The sequence below is a fragment of the Microbacterium sp. AC215 genome, from assembly GCF_979258645.1.
Genome location: NZ_OZ409869.1, coordinates 3,317,671 through 3,330,574, shown reverse-complemented (window position 1 = coordinate 3,330,574; position 12,904 = coordinate 3,317,671). Strand labels below are relative to the sequence as shown.

The following is a 12,904-nucleotide window of genomic DNA, read 5'->3' as shown; positions in this document are numbered from 1 at the left end:
CGAGCCGCTCGGACCCGAAGGACCGAGCGGCTCAACAAGCCGGATCAGACGCGGCGGCGCTTCGGCGGGCGGCAGCCGTTGTGCGCCTGCGGCGTGACGTCCTGGATCGAGCCGACCTCGAGGCCGGCGGCCGTCAGCGAGCGGATCGCGGTCTCGCGACCCGAGCCCGGTCCCTTGACGAAGACGTCGACCTTCTTGACGCCGTGCTCCTGCGCCTGGCGGGCGGCCGACTCGGCAGCCATTCCAGCGGCGTAGGGCGTCGACTTGCGCGAGCCCTTGAAGCCCACGCCACCCGACGATGCCCAGCTGATGACAGCGCCGGACGGGTCGGTGATCGAGACGATCGTGTTGTTGAACGTCGACTTGATGTGGGCGTGGCCCAGCGCGATGTTCTTCTTTTCCTTGCGGCGCGGCTTGCGCGCGGCGGCCTTGGGTGCAGCCATGAAAGTGTTCTCCTAGTCCCTGGGGCCGCGCTTAGCGGGCCTTCTTCTTGCCTGCGACGGTGCGCTTCGGGCCCTTGCGGGTACGGGCGTTGGTCTTGGTGCGCTGACCACGGACCGGGAGGCCACGACGGTGGCGGATGCCCTCGTAGGAGCCGATCTCGACCTTGCGGCGGATGTCTGCGGCGACCTCGCGGCGCAGGTCACCCTCCACCTTGTAGTTGCCTTCGATGTAGTCGCGGAGGGCGATCAGCTGGTCATCGCTGAGGTCCTTCACGCGGATGCTCTCGTCGATCTCCGTAGCCTTGAGGATCTCGACCGAGCGGGTACGGCCGACGCCGTAGATGTAGGTAAGGGCGATCACCACGCGCTTATCGCGCGGGATGTCAACGCCGGCAAGACGTGCCATGCGGTTCTCCTGAGTGTTGTGGAGGTGTGGAGCAGGATCGGTGCTCGGGCCTCCGCCCCGAGGTGTCCCCCACTCGCGTGGGATCTGATCCTGCCGTTGTGTGTATTGAGTTGTGAGTCAGATCCGAAGAGTCCGTCGGCATCGCCGACGGGCGCTCAGCCCTGGCGCTGCTTGTGGCGCGGGTTGCTCTTGCAGATGACCATGACGCGGCCGTGACGGCGGATCACCTTGCAGTGATCGCACATGGGCTTGACGCTGGGGTTGACCTTCATGATGTGTCCTATTCGCTGTCTTCACCGGGCAGGCTGAGTGCCTGGGGTGTTACTTCTCGACCGATCAGCGGTAGCGGTAGACGATTCGTCCGCGGGTCAGGTCGTAGGGGCTGAGCTCCACGACCACACGGTCTTCGGGGATGATGCGGATGTAGTTCTGCCGCATCTTGCCTGAGATCGTTGCAAGGACCTTGTGTCCGTTGGAGAGCTCAACGCGGAACATCGCGTTGGGCAGAGCCTCGGAGATCACGCCCTCGATCTCGATGACACCGTCTTTCTTAGCCATAGCCTCGCTGACGCTTCTGCAGACCGGTCGATCTGCGGTGGGTGATTGGATTGCGATACCTCTGCCGATTCAGACACGCCGAATCAAGGCGCAAGGCACCAAGGATCTATGTTATCCGACAACGGGAGTTCCGGCAACCTGAGCAGAATGCCGGAACTCCCGTTGATCGGACCAGACGGGATCAGCCGAGGATCTTGGCGAACTCCGCCTCGATCTCGCTGTTCTCGATGCGGTTCCCGTTGACCTCGACGGTCGGGGTTCCGGTGATCTCATGCGCCTTCGTCTGCGAGTCGGCGAACTTGTTGTAGGTGCCGTCGGCGATGCAGTCAGCCGCGGCGCCCGCCCCGGCCTGCTCGGCGAGCGCGCTCAGCTCCTCGACGCTGAGACCGGCCGAGTTCTCCTCCGGCTGGTTCGCGAAGAGCAGGTTGAAGTAGTCGAGAGTCGAGTCGGGAGCCTCGGCGGCGACGCAGTACATCGAGCCGGCCGACAACGAGGAGTACTCCCCCGTCGTCGAGTAGCGGTTGAGGATCGACACCGGGTGGATGTTCAGCGTGATCTTGTCGTCGGCGGCTGCCGCCTGCAGCTGCTCGCCGTAGACGTCCTCGAACTGCCCGCAGACGGGGCACATGAAGTCGACGTAGGTGTCGATCTCGTCCTCGCCCGACCCGAACGAGATGGCGCCGGTCTCCTCGTTCACGATCGAGCTCTGCGGGGCCGTGCCCGGGGAGGTCGCCTGGTTGTTCAGGAACACGACGACGAAGGCCAGAACGGCCAGCACGACCACCACTGCCGCCGAGACGCCGATCACGAACCAGTTGGTGTTGCTCTTCGCGGCTGCCATTGCTTTCCGTTTCTGTCGCGGTCCGCCCATGGCGGACCGGGCTTGAAGTCCTCGGGCGCACGCGCACCCATACACCCATTGTGCCCGGAGAAACCTATGCGCACGTTGTGATCGAGCGCTGGATCGCCGATCGCGCCGTGACCGACAGCGCCGGCTTCAGGCGATCGGGGTCGGCGTCACGCCGAACGGGGCGAGACCGGCCGCTCCCCCGTCTGCCGCGGTCAGCACCCAGATCCCATCCGCGTGCAGTGCGACGCTGTGCTCCCAGTGCGAGCCGTCGGTGCCGTCGACCGTCGAGACGGTCCAGTCGTCGTCCTCGACGAAGGTCTCGTCGCTGCCGGCGGTGACCATGGGCTCGATCGCCAGCACGAGACCGGGCTTGACCTCGGCGCCCGGGTCGGGCGTGCGGTAGTTGAAGACGCTGGGCGCCTCGTGCATCTTGCGTCCGATGCCGTGGCCGACGTACTCGCGCAGGATGCCGTACGTCTCGCCGGAGACGGCTGACGGGCCCTGTGCCTCGATGTAACCCTGGATCGCGGCTCCGATGTCACCGAGGTGCGAAGCGGACGCCATGGCGGCGATCCCCGCCCACATCGAGCCCTCCGTGACCCGCGAGAGCTCCTCGCGCCGGGCGACCAGCTCGGGGCGCGTCTCATCAGGGACGACGACGGTGATGGCGCTGTCGCCGTTCCAGCCCTGGAACTGCGCGCCGCAGTCGATCGAGACGATGTCGCCTGCCTGAAGGACCCTCTCACCCGGGATGCCGTGGACGACCTCTTCGTTCACCGAGATGCAGGTGGTGTGCCGGTATCCGCGAACGAGCTGGAAGTTCGATTCCGCGCCACGGGCGAGGATCACACGGTTCGCTTCGGCGTCGAGCTCGAGAGTCGTGACACCGGGTCGTATCAGCGGCCGCACGGCGTCGAGCGCAGCCGCCGTGATGAGACCGGGCTCCACCATCGCACGCAGCTGAGCCGCGCTCTTGTAGATCGACTTGCGGAACATCGTTCGGTGATCAGGCCGCGAGGCGCAGACCGCGTGCGGTCAGCGCCGCGAACACGCGCTCGGTGATCTCGTCGAGCGAGCCCACGCCGTCGATGCGGTCGACGATCCCACGGGGGCCGTAGACCTCGAGGATCGGGGCCGTCTCGTGCTCGTAGATGTCGAGACGGTGTGCGATCGCCTCATCCGTGTCATCCGAGCGACCCTGCTCCGCTGCACGGAGCTTGAGACGCTCGATGCTCTCTTCGCGCGGGACGTCGAGCAGGATGACGGCGTCGAGGGACTCCCCCCGGGCACCGAGGAACGCGTCGAGGTGCTCGACCTGCGCGGCATTGCGGGGGTATCCGTCGAGCAGGAAGCCCTTGGCTGCATCGTCCTGCGAGAGGCGATCGCGAACGATCTCGCTGGTGAGCTCGTCGGGAACGAGATCGCCCTTGTCGAGGATCGCCGTGACCTGCTGGCCGAGCGGCGTGCCCTCCTTGATGTTCGCGCGGAAGATGTCGCCCGTCGAGACGACCGGGATGCCGTAGGACTCTGCGATGCGGACGCCCTGCGTGCCCTTCCCCGAGCCCTGCGGACCGACGATGAGGAGACGAGCTGATCGAGTCATCGGAGGAGCCCTTCGTAGTGTCGCTGCTGCAGCTGTGCGTCGATCTGCTTGACCGTCTCGAGACCGACACCCACGATGATGAGGATCGATGCGCCGCCGAACGGGAAGTTCTGGTTGGCGCCGACGGTGGCGAGAGCGATGAGCGGGATCAGCGCGATGAGGCCGAGGTAGATCGACCCGGGCAGCGTGATGCGCGTGAGCACGTAGTCGAGGTACTCGGCGGTCGGACGACCGGCACGGATGCCGGGGATGAACCCGCCGTACTTCTTCATGTTGTCGGCGACCTCGACCGGGTTGAAGGTGATCGCGACGTAGAAGTACGTGAAGCCGATGATCAGCAGGAAGTACACGGCCATGTAGATCGGGCTGTTGCCGGTCGTGAAGTTCGCGCTGATCCAGGTGACCCACGCTGCCGGCTCGGAGCCGTCCTGCGGGGTGTTGAACTGTGCGATGAGCGCCGGGATGTACAGCAGCGACGAGGCGAAGATCACGGGGATCACACCGGCCATGTTGACCTTGATCGGAATGTACGTGTTGGTGCCGCCGTAGGTGCGGCGACCGACCATGCGCTTGGCGTACTGCACCGGGATGCGGCGCTGGGACTGCTCGACGAAGACGACGAGGCCCATGACGATGATTCCCACCAGAAGCACCAGGAGGAAGACCTCGAAGCCCTTGCTCTCCCAGATGAGCCACATGGCTCCGGGGAACGTGGCGGCGATCGAGGTGAAGATGAGCAGCGACATGCCGTTGCCGATACCGCGCTCGGTGACGAGCTCTGCGAACCACATGATGAGGCCCGTGCCGGCGGTCATCGCCATGATGATGAGCAGCTGCGCCCACCACACGTCGTTGGTGAGGAGGTTCTGGCACGCGGCGATGTCGGTGGTGCCGAAGAGCTGACCGCTGCGTGCCACCGTGACCAGCGTCGTCGACTGCAGCAGTGCGAGAGCGATGGTGAGGTAGCGCGTGTACTGGGTCAGACGGGCCTGGCCGGCCTGGCCCTCTTTGTGCAGAGCCTCGAAGTGAGGGATGACCACGCGAAGGAGCTGGGTGATGATCGTCGCGGTGATGTACGGCATCACGCCGAGGGCGAAGATCGAGAGCTGGAGGAGCGCGCCACCCGAGAACAGGTTGACGAGTCCGAGGAGTCCCTCCGTCCCGGAGTTCAGCGCGAGGCACTCCTCGACGTTCGGGAAGTTCACGAACGGAGCAGGCACATTCGAGCCAAGCCGGTAGATGGCGACGATGGCGAGGGTGAAACCGATCTTCCGACGCAGGTCGGGCGTGCGGAAGATCCGCGCGATGGCGCTAAACAAGGACGTCCTCCTGAAAGGTTGCCGATCCCTGAAGGACGGCTGAAAGAACAGGCTAACCCATAAGAGGGGCCGGAGAATCTCCGACCCCTCTCATGAAGTGGTTACTTGACGGATCCGCCAGCCGCCACGATCTTCTGCTCGGCGGAACCCGAGACCTTGTCGACCGCGACGGTGAGCTTCACGGCGATGTCGCCGTCTCCGAGAACCTTGACCTTCTCGTTCTTGCGAACGGCACCCTTGGCGACCAGGTCGCTGATGGTGACGTCGCCACCTGTGGGGTACAGCTCCGCGAGCTTCTCCAGGTTGACGACCTGGTACTCGACGCGGAACGGGTTCTTGAACCCGCGCAGCTTCGGGGTGCGCATGTGCAGAGGCATCTGCCCACCCTCGAAGCCGACGCGAACGGTGTTGCGAGCCTTCGTGCCCTTGGTACCGCGACCCGCGGTCTTACCCTTGGAGCCCTCACCGCGACCGACACGGGTCTTCGCGGTGTTGGATCCGGGGACCGGACGCAGGTGGTGCACCTTCAGCACGCCGGGGCGGGATGCCGGAGCATCCTTCTTCGGCGCAGCCTTCTTGGCGGCCGGCTTCTTGACGGCGTCGGCCTTGGCCTCGGTCGCCTTCGCCGGTGCCTTCTTGGCGGCGGGCTTCTTCTCGGCTGCGGCCTTGGGAGCGGCAGCCTTCTTCGGGGCCTTCTCGGCGCCTGCGGCTTCGTTCTTCTCAGCCATTAGTCGATCTCCTCAACCTTGACGAGGTGGGCGACGGTCTTGACGTAACCGCGCGTCTGCGCGTCGTCGGGGCGAACGGTGCTGTCACCGATTCGCTTCAGACCGAGGCTGCGCAGCGTGTCACGCTGGTTCTGCTTCTCGCTCACCTTGGACTTGACCTGCGTGACCTTCAGGCGCGCAGCCATCAGGCACCTACCTTCTGTGCGGCGATGGCGTCAGCCTCCGCACGGACGAGACGCGCGGGTGCGACCTGGTCGAACTCGAGGCCACGACGTGCGGCGACCGCACGGGGCTCCTCGAGCATCTTCAGGGCCGTCACCGTCGCGTGCACGATGTTGATCGTGTTCGACGAGCCGAGCGACTTCGACAGCACGTCGTGGATGCCGGCGCACTCGAGCACGGCGCGAACCGGACCACCGGCGATGACACCGGTACCGGCAGCGGCCGGACGGAGCAGGACGACGCCTGCTGCGGCCTCACCCTGCACGGGGTGCGGGATGGTGCTGCCGACGCGCGGAACGCGGAAGAAGTTGCGCTTGGCCTCTTCGACACCCTTCGAGATCGCCAGAGGGACCTCGCGGGCCTTGCCGTAGCCGACGCCCACCAGACCGTTGCCGTCGCCGACGACCACGAGAGCGGTGAAGCTGAAGCGACGACCACCCTTCACGACCTTCGAGACGCGGTTGATGGTGACCACGCGCTCGAGGAACTGGTTGTCCCCACGGTCGCGGGAGTTGCGGTCACGGCCACCCTGGTTGCGGTCGCTACGGCCGCCACGGCGGTTGTCGCGCTGAGACGGCTCTGCCTGCGTGGTGCCGGTGGCAGTCTCGGAAGTGGCAGCTGCCGCTTCGGTCACTTCGTTCTCCTTGTTGTCACTCACAGTGCCAGACCCCCTTCGCGGGCGCCGTCGGCGATGGCGGCGACACGACCGGCGTAGCGGTTTCCGCCACGGTCGAACACTGCCTCGGAAACGCCGGCAGACTTCGCACGCTCGGCGAGAAGCTCGCCGACCTTGCGGGCCTTGGCGGTCTTATCACCCTCGAGCGAACGCAGGTCGGTCTCGAGCGTCGATGCCGACGCGACGGTGTGACCCTTGCTGTCGTCGACAAGCTGCACGAAGACGTGGCGAGCCGAGCGGTTGACGACGAGACGCGGACGCGCCTCGGTGCCGACGACCTTCTTGCGAAGGCGGGCATGACGACGCGCGCGGGCGTCAGACTTTGACTTGAGAGCCATGGTTACTTACCACTCTTTCCGGCCTTGCGACGCACGACCTCGCCGGCGTAACGCACGCCCTTGCCCTTGTACGGCTCGGGCTTGCGGATCTTGCGGATGTTCGCAGCTGCCTCGCCGACAGCCTGCTTGTCGATACCACTGACGGTGAGCTTGTTGGTGCCCTCGACCGTGAGCGTGATACCGGCGGGCGGGTCGATGAGGACCGGGTGCGAGAAGCCGAGGGCGAACTCGACCGAGCTGCCCTTCTGAGCGACACGGTAACCGGTTCCGACGACCTCGAGACCCTTGGTGTAGCCCTGGGTCACGCCGATGATGTTGTTGTTGATGAGCGTGCGGGTCAGGCCGTGAAGCGACCGGGACTCACGCTCGTCGTCGGGACGGGTGACGAGAACCTGGTTCTCCTCGACCGCGACCTCGATGGGCTTGGCGACCGTCAGGGTGAGCTCACCCTTGGGGCCCTTCACCGCGACCTCACGGCCGTCGACCGAGATGGTCACGCCCGCGGGAACGTCGATGGGAAGTCGTCCAATACGCGACATTTTCGATTACCACACGTAGGCGAGAACTTCTCCGCCCACGCCCTTCTGCTCTGCCTGACGGTCAGTGAGGAGACCGGAGGAGGTGGACAGGATGGCCACGCCGAGTCCGCCGAGGACCCTGGGCAGCTCGGTGGACTTCGCGTAGACGCGGAGGCCGGGCTTCGACACGCGCTTGATGCCCGCGATCGAACGCTCACGGTTGGGGCCGTACTTCAGCTGCAGGGTGAGGTTCGATCCGACGCGAGCGTCAGTCGTCTCCCATCCAGCGATGTAGCCCTCCTGCTGGAGGATCTCGGCGATGTGCGTCTTGAGCTTGCTCGACGGCAGGGTCACGGAGTCGTGATGCGCCGAATTCGCGTTGCGCAGACGGGTCAGCAGATCTGCGACCGGGTCTGTCATTGTCATTGTTGTTTTCCTTTGTTCATGAGGTTCCGGCTGCCGTTACACGACAGACGGCCTGCGATGACACGCAATCTTCAATTGTACGGGATCGGGCGGGGCGCTGTGCGCCCCGCCCGAAACCGCTTACGCCTGGGCGTCTTCCGTACGGAAGGGGAAGCCAAGGTGACGAAGAAGCGCGCGACCTTCGTCGTCCGTCTTCGCGGTGGTGACGACGGTGATGTCGAAACCGCGAACCCGGTCGATCTTGTCCTGATCGATCTCGTGGAACACGCTCTGCTCCTGGAGACCGAAGGTGTAGTTGCCGTTTCCGTCGAACTGCTTGCCCGAGAGGCCGCGGAAGTCGCGGATACGGGGCAGAGCGAGCGAGACGAGACGGTCCAGGAACTCCCACGCACGGTCACCGCGGAGGGTGACGTGTGCGCCGATGGCCTGGCCCTCGCGCAGCTTGAACTGCGCGATCGACTTGCGAGCCTTCGTGACGAGCGGCTTCTGACCGGTGATCTTGGTGAGATCGTCGATCGCGCCGTCGATCACCTTGCTGTCGCGGGCCGCTTCACCGACACCGGTGTTCACGACGACCTTGACCAGACCGGGGATCTGCATCACGTTGGTGTAGCCGAACTCATCCTGCAGCTTCTGCTGGATCTCGGCCTTGTACTTCGCCTTCAGGCGGGGCTGGATCTTGCCAGCCACCGCAGCGTCGGTGGTTGCCATCAGAGGTCCTTACCTGACTTCTTCGCGTACCGCACACGGACGGTGCGCTTGACGCCGTCCTTGGTCTGCTCCTCGACCCGGTGGCCGACCTTGGTCGGCTTCTTGGTCGAGGGGTCGACGAGTGCGACGTTCGAGATGTGGATGGAGGCCTCGACAGTCTCGAGGCCGCCCGTCTTGGTGCCACGCTGCGTCTGTCCGACGCGCGTGTGCTTGGTGACGTAGTTCACGCCTTCGACGATGACGCGGTTCTTGTCGGACAGGATCTCGAGGACCTTGCCCTGCTTGCCGCGGTCGCCGCCACGCTCCTGCGTGGCTCCGGTGATGACCTGAACCAGGTCACCCTTCTTGATCTTCGCCATGACTTAAATAACCTCCGGCGCCAGCGAGACGATCTTCATGAACTTCTTGTCACGAAGCTCACGACCGACCGGTCCGAAGATACGGGTGCCGCGGGGCTCCCCGTCGTTCTTCAGGATCACGGCGGCGTTCTCGTCGAACTTGATGTACGAGCCGTCGGGACGACGCGTGGACTTGACCGTGCGGACGATGACGGCCTTGACCACATCGCCCTTCTTGACGTTGCCGCCGGGGATCGCGTCCTTGACGGTCGCGACGATCGTGTCACCGAGTCCGGCGTAACGACGGCGCGAGCCGCCGAGCACACGGATGGTGAGCAGTTCCTTCGCGCCGGTGTTGTCGGCGACCTTGAGGCGGGATTCCTGCTGGATCACTTGGCCTTCTCCAGAATCTCCACCAGACGCCAGCGCTTCGTGGCGCTGAGCGGGCGGGTCTCGTTGATCAGGACGAGGTCGCCGATGCCGGCGGAGTTCGCCTCATCGTGCGCCTTGACCTTCGAGGTGCGGCGGATGACCTTGCCGTAAAGCGGGTGCTTCACGCGGTCCTCGACCTCGACCACGATGGTCTTGTCCATCTTGTCGCTGATGACGTAGCCACGACGCGACTTGCGGTACCCACGGGCATCCGCATCGCGAACATCGTGCTCTGCGTGCTCAGCCTCGACGGCAGCTTCCTTCTTGGTGGCCATCACTCAGCCTCTTCCTTCACGGCGTCGTCAGCGGAGTCCGCCTTCTTCGCCTTCGACTTGGTCGCCTTCTTGGCCGGAGCCTCGACCGGAGCGGGCGTCGCACGGATGCCCAGCTCGCGTTCGCGGATCACGGTGTACAGGCGCGCGATGTCGCGCTTGACGGCGCGGATGCGGCCGTGGCTCTCCAGCTGGCCGGTGGCCGACTGGAAACGGAGGTTGAACAGCTCCTCCTTGGCCTTACGCAGCTCCTCAACGAGGCGCTGGTCTTCGAACGTGTCGAGCTCTGCCGGAGCGAGCTCCTTGGTGCCGATCGCCATTACGCGTCGCCCTCCTCGCGCTTGATGATGCGTGCCTTCAGCGGCAGCTTGTGGATTGCTCGGGTGAGGGCCTCGCGAGCGAGCTCCTCATTGACGCCTGCGACCTCGAAGAGGACGCGACCCGGCTTGACGTTGGCGACCCACCACTCGGGGGAACCCTTACCGGAACCCATGCGGGTCTCGGCAGGCTTCTTGGTGAGGGGGCGGTCGGGGTAGATGTTGATCCACACCTTTCCACCACGCTTGATGTGACGCGTCATCGCGATACGAGCGGACTCGATCTGACGGTTGGTCACGTAAGCGGGCGTGAGGGCCTGGATGCCGAAGTCGCCGAAGGAGACCTTCGTGCCACCGGTGGCCTGGCCATCACGCTTGGGGTGATGCTGCTTGCGGTACTTGACCTTGCGGGGAATAAGCATCAGGCAGACGCTCCTTCTGCGACAGGGGCCTCGTTGCGCGGCGCGCGGCGGCGGTCGCCACCACGGTCGTCACGACGGGACTTCGGGGCGTTGGCCTGCTCGCGAGCAAGCTCCTTGTTGGTCAGGTCACCCTTGTAGATCCAGACCTTCACGCCGATGCGGCCGAAGGTGGTCTTCGCCTCGTAGAAGCCGTAGTCGATGTTCGCGCGCAGCGTGTGCAGCGGCACACGACCCTCGCGGTAGAACTCCGAGCGGCTCATCTCGGCGCCGCCGAGGCGGCCGGAGACCTGGATGCGGATGCCCTTGGCGCCAGCGCGCTGCGCGCCCTGGAGACCCTTGCGCATCGCACGACGGAACGCCACGCGAGCAGACAGCTGCTCGGCGATGCCCTGTGCGACGAGCTGAGCGTCAGCCTCGGGGTTCTTGACCTCGAGGATGTTCAGCTGGATCTGCTTGCCCGAGAGCTTCTCGAGGTCGCCGCGGATGCGCTCGGCCTCGGCGCCACGACGACCGATCACGATGCCCGGGCGGGCGGTGTGGATGTCGACGCGGACGCGGTCACGGGTGCGCTCGATCTCGATGTTCGAGACACCGGCGCGGTCGAGCTGCGTCTTCAGCAGGTTGCGGATCTTGATGTCCTCGGCGACGTAGTCGGCGTAACGCTGACCCGGCTTCGTCGAGTCCGAGAACCAACGCGACACGTGGTCCGTGGTGATGCCGAGGCGGAAGCCGTACGGGTTTACTTTCTGTCCCATTACTTGCTCGCCTTCTTGTTGCTGTCGCTTGCAGCGGCCGGAGCCGCCTCAGGCGTCGAGAGCACGACCGTGATGTGGCTCGTGCGCTTCTTGATCTGGAAAGCGCGACCCTGTGCACGAGGCTGGAAACGCTTGAGCGTCGTCCCCTCGTCTACGTAGGCGTTAGCCACGTACAGGTCCTGCTCGTCGAGGTACTCGCCGTCACGATCCGCCTTGACCTGTGCGTTGGCCATGGCCGACGCGACAAGCTTGTAGATCGGCTCACTGGCGCTCTGCTGTGCGAACTTCAGGATCGCCAGAGCCTCCTGGGCCTGCTTGCCCTTGATGAGCGCGACGACACGACGAGCCTTCTGAGGGGTCACGCGGATGTGTCGCACGCGTGCGATGGACTCCACCATTTCTCTCTCCTCTATCGCCACCGCGTCAGCGGCGGCGGCCCTTCTTGTCGTCCTTCTCGTGGCCGCGGAAGGTGCGGGTGGGCGCGAACTCGCCCAGTTTGTGGCCGACCATGGTCTCGGACACAAACACGGGGATGTGCTTGCGACCGTCGTGGACCGCGATCGTGTGACCCAGCATGGCCGGGATGATCATGGACCGGCGAGACCAGGTCTTGATGACGTTCTTGGTGCCGGCTTCGTTCTGCACGACCACCTTGCGAAGCAGGTGATCGTCGACGAAGGGGCCCTTGTAAGACTGCGAGGCATCTTCTCTTACTCCTACTTACGCTTCTTGCCGGCGTTACGACGACGCACGATGTACTTGTCGCTTTCCTTGTTGGCGTGACGGGTGCGACCCTCAGCCTGGCCCCACGGGGAGACGGGGTGACGTCCACCGGACGTCTTGCCCTCACCACCACCATGCGGGTGGTCGACCGGGTTCATCGCGACACCACGGACGGTCGGGCGGACGCCCTTCCAGCGCATGCGGCCGGCCTTGCCCCAGTTGATGTTCGACTGCTCGGCGTTGCCGACCTCGCCGATGGTCGCGCGGCAGCGCGCATCGACGTTGCGGATCTCGCCCGAGGGCAGACGCAGCTGGGCGAAGTTGCCATCCTTGGCCACGAGACGGACGGATGCACCGGCCGAACGTGCCATCTTCGCGCCGCCACCGGGACGGAGCTCGATCGCGTGGATGACGGTACCCGTCGGGATGTTCTTCAGCGGGAGGTTGTTGCCCGGCTTGATGTCGGCACCAGCACCCGACTCGACGACGTCGCCCTGCTTCAGCTTCGCCGGCGCGAGGATGTAGCGCTTCTCGCCGTCGAAGTAGTGCAGCAGCGCGATGCGTGCCGTGCGGTTGGGGTCGTACTCGATGTGAGCGACGCGGGCGTCGACGCCGTCCTTGTCATTGCGACGGAAGTCGATGACACGGTACTGGCGCTTGTGGCCACCACCGATGTGACGGGTCGTGATGCGGCCCTGGTTGTTGCGACCACCGGTCTTCGAGAGCGGGCGCAGCAGCGACTTCTCCGGCGTCGATCGGGTGATCTCGGCGAAGTCAGCCACCGACGAGCCGCGACGGCCCGGGGTCGTGGGCTTGTACTTGCGAATAGCCATTATTGTCCTTATCC

The 12,904-nt window shown here is 65.1% G+C and carries 23 protein-coding genes and 1 pseudogene; all 24 read right to left on the bottom strand.

Features of this window, described 5'->3' with window-relative positions; genetic code table 11:
* Positions 1–44: 44 nt before the first annotated feature.
* Positions 45–443 (bottom strand): 30S ribosomal protein S11, encoded by a 399-nt coding sequence (rpsK, locus tag ACZZZF_RS16205; RefSeq protein ID WP_045253826.1) that lies wholly within the window; start codon positions 441–443, stop codon positions 45–47.
* 31 nt (positions 444–474) lie between these two features.
* A complete protein-coding gene (gene rpsM / locus ACZZZF_RS16200) occupies positions 475–849 on the bottom strand; it encodes a 30S ribosomal protein S13 (RefSeq protein WP_047524098.1) in 375 nt (124 codons plus the stop codon).
* Between the two features lie 155 nt (positions 850–1,004).
* The gene (gene rpmJ / locus ACZZZF_RS16195) at positions 1,005–1,121 is read right to left on the bottom strand and encodes a 50S ribosomal protein L36 (RefSeq protein ID WP_033106073.1); all 117 of its coding nucleotides are present in this window, start codon (positions 1,119–1,121) and stop codon (positions 1,005–1,007) included.
* A 64-nt stretch (positions 1,122–1,185) separates the two neighbouring features.
* Entirely contained in the window at positions 1,186–1,407 is a 222-nt protein-coding gene (infA, locus tag ACZZZF_RS16190) for a translation initiation factor IF-1 (RefSeq protein ID WP_017201569.1), read from the bottom strand.
* A gap of 181 nt (positions 1,408–1,588) precedes the next feature.
* Positions 1,589–2,248 carry a DsbA family protein gene (locus ACZZZF_RS16185; RefSeq protein WP_053097471.1) on the bottom strand — a complete coding sequence of 220 codons (660 nt, stop codon included), beginning with the start codon at positions 2,246–2,248 and terminating at the stop codon, positions 1,589–1,591.
* 156 nt (positions 2,249–2,404) lie between these two features.
* Positions 2,405–3,253, bottom strand: coding sequence for a type I methionyl aminopeptidase (gene map, locus ACZZZF_RS16180; protein ID WP_072591669.1), 849 nt, complete (start codon positions 3,251–3,253; stop codon positions 2,405–2,407).
* 10 nt (positions 3,254–3,263) lie between these two features.
* A complete protein-coding gene (locus ACZZZF_RS16175) occupies positions 3,264–3,860 on the bottom strand; it encodes an adenylate kinase (RefSeq protein ID WP_053097473.1) in 597 nt (198 codons plus the stop codon).
* Positions 3,857–5,179 (bottom strand): preprotein translocase subunit SecY, encoded by a 1,323-nt coding sequence (gene secY / locus ACZZZF_RS16170; protein WP_053097474.1) that lies wholly within the window; start codon positions 5,177–5,179, stop codon positions 3,857–3,859. Before secY ends, ACZZZF_RS16175 begins: the two co-directional genes overlap by 4 nt.
* 101 nt (positions 5,180–5,280) lie before the next feature.
* On the bottom strand, positions 5,281–5,907 hold the full coding sequence (rplO, locus tag ACZZZF_RS16165; RefSeq protein WP_072591670.1) for a 50S ribosomal protein L15: 627 nt from the start codon (positions 5,905–5,907) through the stop codon (positions 5,281–5,283).
* Positions 5,907–6,092, bottom strand: a complete 186-nt coding sequence (gene rpmD, locus ACZZZF_RS16160; RefSeq protein ID WP_042538783.1) for a 50S ribosomal protein L30 — start codon at positions 6,090–6,092, stop codon at positions 5,907–5,909. The genes rplO and rpmD overlap by 1 nt, the downstream gene beginning before the upstream one ends.
* The gene (gene rpsE, locus ACZZZF_RS16155) at positions 6,092–6,787 is read right to left on the bottom strand and encodes a 30S ribosomal protein S5 (protein ID WP_072591671.1); all 696 of its coding nucleotides are present in this window, start codon (positions 6,785–6,787) and stop codon (positions 6,092–6,094) included. Before rpsE ends, rpmD begins: the two co-directional genes overlap by 1 nt.
* The gene (gene rplR, locus ACZZZF_RS16150) at positions 6,784–7,143 is read right to left on the bottom strand and encodes a 50S ribosomal protein L18 (protein WP_053097476.1); all 360 of its coding nucleotides are present in this window, start codon (positions 7,141–7,143) and stop codon (positions 6,784–6,786) included. The genes rpsE and rplR overlap by 4 nt, the downstream gene beginning before the upstream one ends.
* A 2-nt stretch (positions 7,144–7,145) precedes the next feature.
* A complete protein-coding gene (rplF, locus tag ACZZZF_RS16145; RefSeq protein ID WP_053097477.1) occupies positions 7,146–7,682 on the bottom strand; it encodes a 50S ribosomal protein L6 in 537 nt (178 codons plus the stop codon).
* A 6-nt stretch (positions 7,683–7,688) separates the two neighbouring features.
* The gene (gene rpsH / locus ACZZZF_RS16140; RefSeq protein WP_045253835.1) at positions 7,689–8,087 is read right to left on the bottom strand and encodes a 30S ribosomal protein S8; all 399 of its coding nucleotides are present in this window, start codon (positions 8,085–8,087) and stop codon (positions 7,689–7,691) included.
* Between the two features lie 120 nt (positions 8,088–8,207).
* Entirely contained in the window at positions 8,208–8,798 is a 591-nt protein-coding gene (gene rplE / locus ACZZZF_RS16135) for a 50S ribosomal protein L5 (protein ID WP_053097478.1), read from the bottom strand.
* Positions 8,798–9,157, bottom strand: coding sequence for a 50S ribosomal protein L24 (rplX, locus tag ACZZZF_RS16130; protein WP_045253837.1), 360 nt, complete (start codon positions 9,155–9,157; stop codon positions 8,798–8,800). The genes rplE and rplX overlap by 1 nt, the downstream gene beginning before the upstream one ends.
* A 3-nt stretch (positions 9,158–9,160) precedes the next feature.
* The gene (rplN, locus tag ACZZZF_RS16125) at positions 9,161–9,529 is read right to left on the bottom strand and encodes a 50S ribosomal protein L14 (protein ID WP_053097479.1); all 369 of its coding nucleotides are present in this window, start codon (positions 9,527–9,529) and stop codon (positions 9,161–9,163) included.
* Positions 9,526–9,843 (bottom strand): 30S ribosomal protein S17, encoded by a 318-nt coding sequence (gene rpsQ, locus ACZZZF_RS16120; protein ID WP_053097480.1) that lies wholly within the window; start codon positions 9,841–9,843, stop codon positions 9,526–9,528. The genes rplN and rpsQ overlap by 4 nt, the downstream gene beginning before the upstream one ends.
* Positions 9,843–10,160 (bottom strand): 50S ribosomal protein L29, encoded by a 318-nt coding sequence (rpmC, locus tag ACZZZF_RS16115; protein WP_017829202.1) that lies wholly within the window; start codon positions 10,158–10,160, stop codon positions 9,843–9,845. The genes rpsQ and rpmC overlap by 1 nt, the downstream gene beginning before the upstream one ends.
* A complete protein-coding gene (rplP, locus tag ACZZZF_RS16110; protein WP_053097481.1) occupies positions 10,160–10,579 on the bottom strand; it encodes a 50S ribosomal protein L16 in 420 nt (139 codons plus the stop codon). Before rplP ends, rpmC begins: the two co-directional genes overlap by 1 nt.
* The gene (gene rpsC / locus ACZZZF_RS16105) at positions 10,579–11,334 is read right to left on the bottom strand and encodes a 30S ribosomal protein S3 (protein WP_042538759.1); all 756 of its coding nucleotides are present in this window, start codon (positions 11,332–11,334) and stop codon (positions 10,579–10,581) included. Before rpsC ends, rplP begins: the two co-directional genes overlap by 1 nt.
* Positions 11,334–11,732 (bottom strand): 50S ribosomal protein L22, encoded by a 399-nt coding sequence (gene rplV / locus ACZZZF_RS16100; RefSeq protein WP_053097482.1) that lies wholly within the window; start codon positions 11,730–11,732, stop codon positions 11,334–11,336. Before rplV ends, rpsC begins: the two co-directional genes overlap by 1 nt.
* A 25-nt stretch (positions 11,733–11,757) precedes the next feature.
* A pseudogene (gene rpsS, locus ACZZZF_RS16095) lies at positions 11,758–12,038 on the bottom strand (30S ribosomal protein S19).
* A 12-nt stretch (positions 12,039–12,050) separates the two neighbouring features.
* A complete protein-coding gene (gene rplB / locus ACZZZF_RS16090; protein ID WP_053097483.1) occupies positions 12,051–12,890 on the bottom strand; it encodes a 50S ribosomal protein L2 in 840 nt (279 codons plus the stop codon).
* Positions 12,891–12,904: the final 14 nt, after the last annotated feature.

Excerpts from the sequence above, each read along its gene's own strand:
- rpsK (WP_045253826.1), bottom strand. The coding sequence starts at position 443 with ATGGCTGCACCCAAGGCCGCCGCGCGCAAGCCGCGCCGCAAGGAAAAG.
- rpsM (WP_047524098.1), bottom strand. The coding sequence starts at position 849 with ATGGCACGTCTTGCCGGCGTTGACATCCCGCGCGATAAGCGCGTGGTG.
- rpmJ (WP_033106073.1), bottom strand. The coding sequence starts at position 1,121 with ATGAAGGTCAACCCCAGCGTCAAGCCCATGTGCGATCACTGCAAGGTG.
- infA (WP_017201569.1), bottom strand. The coding sequence starts at position 1,407 with ATGGCTAAGAAAGACGGTGTCATCGAGATCGAGGGCGTGATCTCCGAG.
- ACZZZF_RS16185 (WP_053097471.1), bottom strand. The coding sequence starts at position 2,248 with ATGGCAGCCGCGAAGAGCAACACCAACTGGTTCGTGATCGGCGTCTCG.
- map (WP_072591669.1), bottom strand. The coding sequence starts at position 3,253 with ATGTTCCGCAAGTCGATCTACAAGAGCGCGGCTCAGCTGCGTGCGATG.
- ACZZZF_RS16175 (WP_053097473.1), bottom strand. The coding sequence starts at position 3,860 with ATGACTCGATCAGCTCGTCTCCTCATCGTCGGTCCGCAGGGCTCGGGG.
- rplO (WP_072591670.1), bottom strand. The coding sequence starts at position 5,907 with ATGGCTGAGAAGAACGAAGCCGCAGGCGCCGAGAAGGCCCCGAAGAAG.
- rpmD (WP_042538783.1), bottom strand. The coding sequence starts at position 6,092 with ATGGCTGCGCGCCTGAAGGTCACGCAGGTCAAGTCCAAGGTGAGCGAG.
- rplR (WP_053097476.1), bottom strand. The coding sequence starts at position 7,143 with ATGGCTCTCAAGTCAAAGTCTGACGCCCGCGCGCGTCGTCATGCCCGC.
- rplF (WP_053097477.1), bottom strand. The coding sequence starts at position 7,682 with ATGTCGCGTATTGGACGACTTCCCATCGACGTTCCCGCGGGCGTGACC.
- rpsH (WP_045253835.1), bottom strand. The coding sequence starts at position 8,087 with ATGACAATGACAGACCCGGTCGCAGATCTGCTGACCCGTCTGCGCAAC.
- rplE (WP_053097478.1), bottom strand. The coding sequence starts at position 8,798 with ATGGCAACCACCGACGCTGCGGTGGCTGGCAAGATCCAGCCCCGCCTG.
- rplX (WP_045253837.1), bottom strand. The coding sequence starts at position 9,157 with ATGGCGAAGATCAAGAAGGGTGACCTGGTTCAGGTCATCACCGGAGCC.
- rpsQ (WP_053097480.1), bottom strand. The coding sequence starts at position 9,843 with ATGGCCACCAAGAAGGAAGCTGCCGTCGAGGCTGAGCACGCAGAGCAC.
- rpmC (WP_017829202.1), bottom strand. The coding sequence starts at position 10,160 with ATGGCGATCGGCACCAAGGAGCTCGCTCCGGCAGAGCTCGACACGTTC.
- rplP (WP_053097481.1), bottom strand. The coding sequence starts at position 10,579 with ATGCTTATTCCCCGCAAGGTCAAGTACCGCAAGCAGCATCACCCCAAG.
- rpsC (WP_042538759.1), bottom strand. The coding sequence starts at position 11,334 with ATGGGACAGAAAGTAAACCCGTACGGCTTCCGCCTCGGCATCACCACG.
- rplV (WP_053097482.1), bottom strand. The coding sequence starts at position 11,732 with ATGGTGGAGTCCATCGCACGCGTGCGACACATCCGCGTGACCCCTCAG.
- rplB (WP_053097483.1), bottom strand. The coding sequence starts at position 12,890 with ATGGCTATTCGCAAGTACAAGCCCACGACCCCGGGCCGTCGCGGCTCG.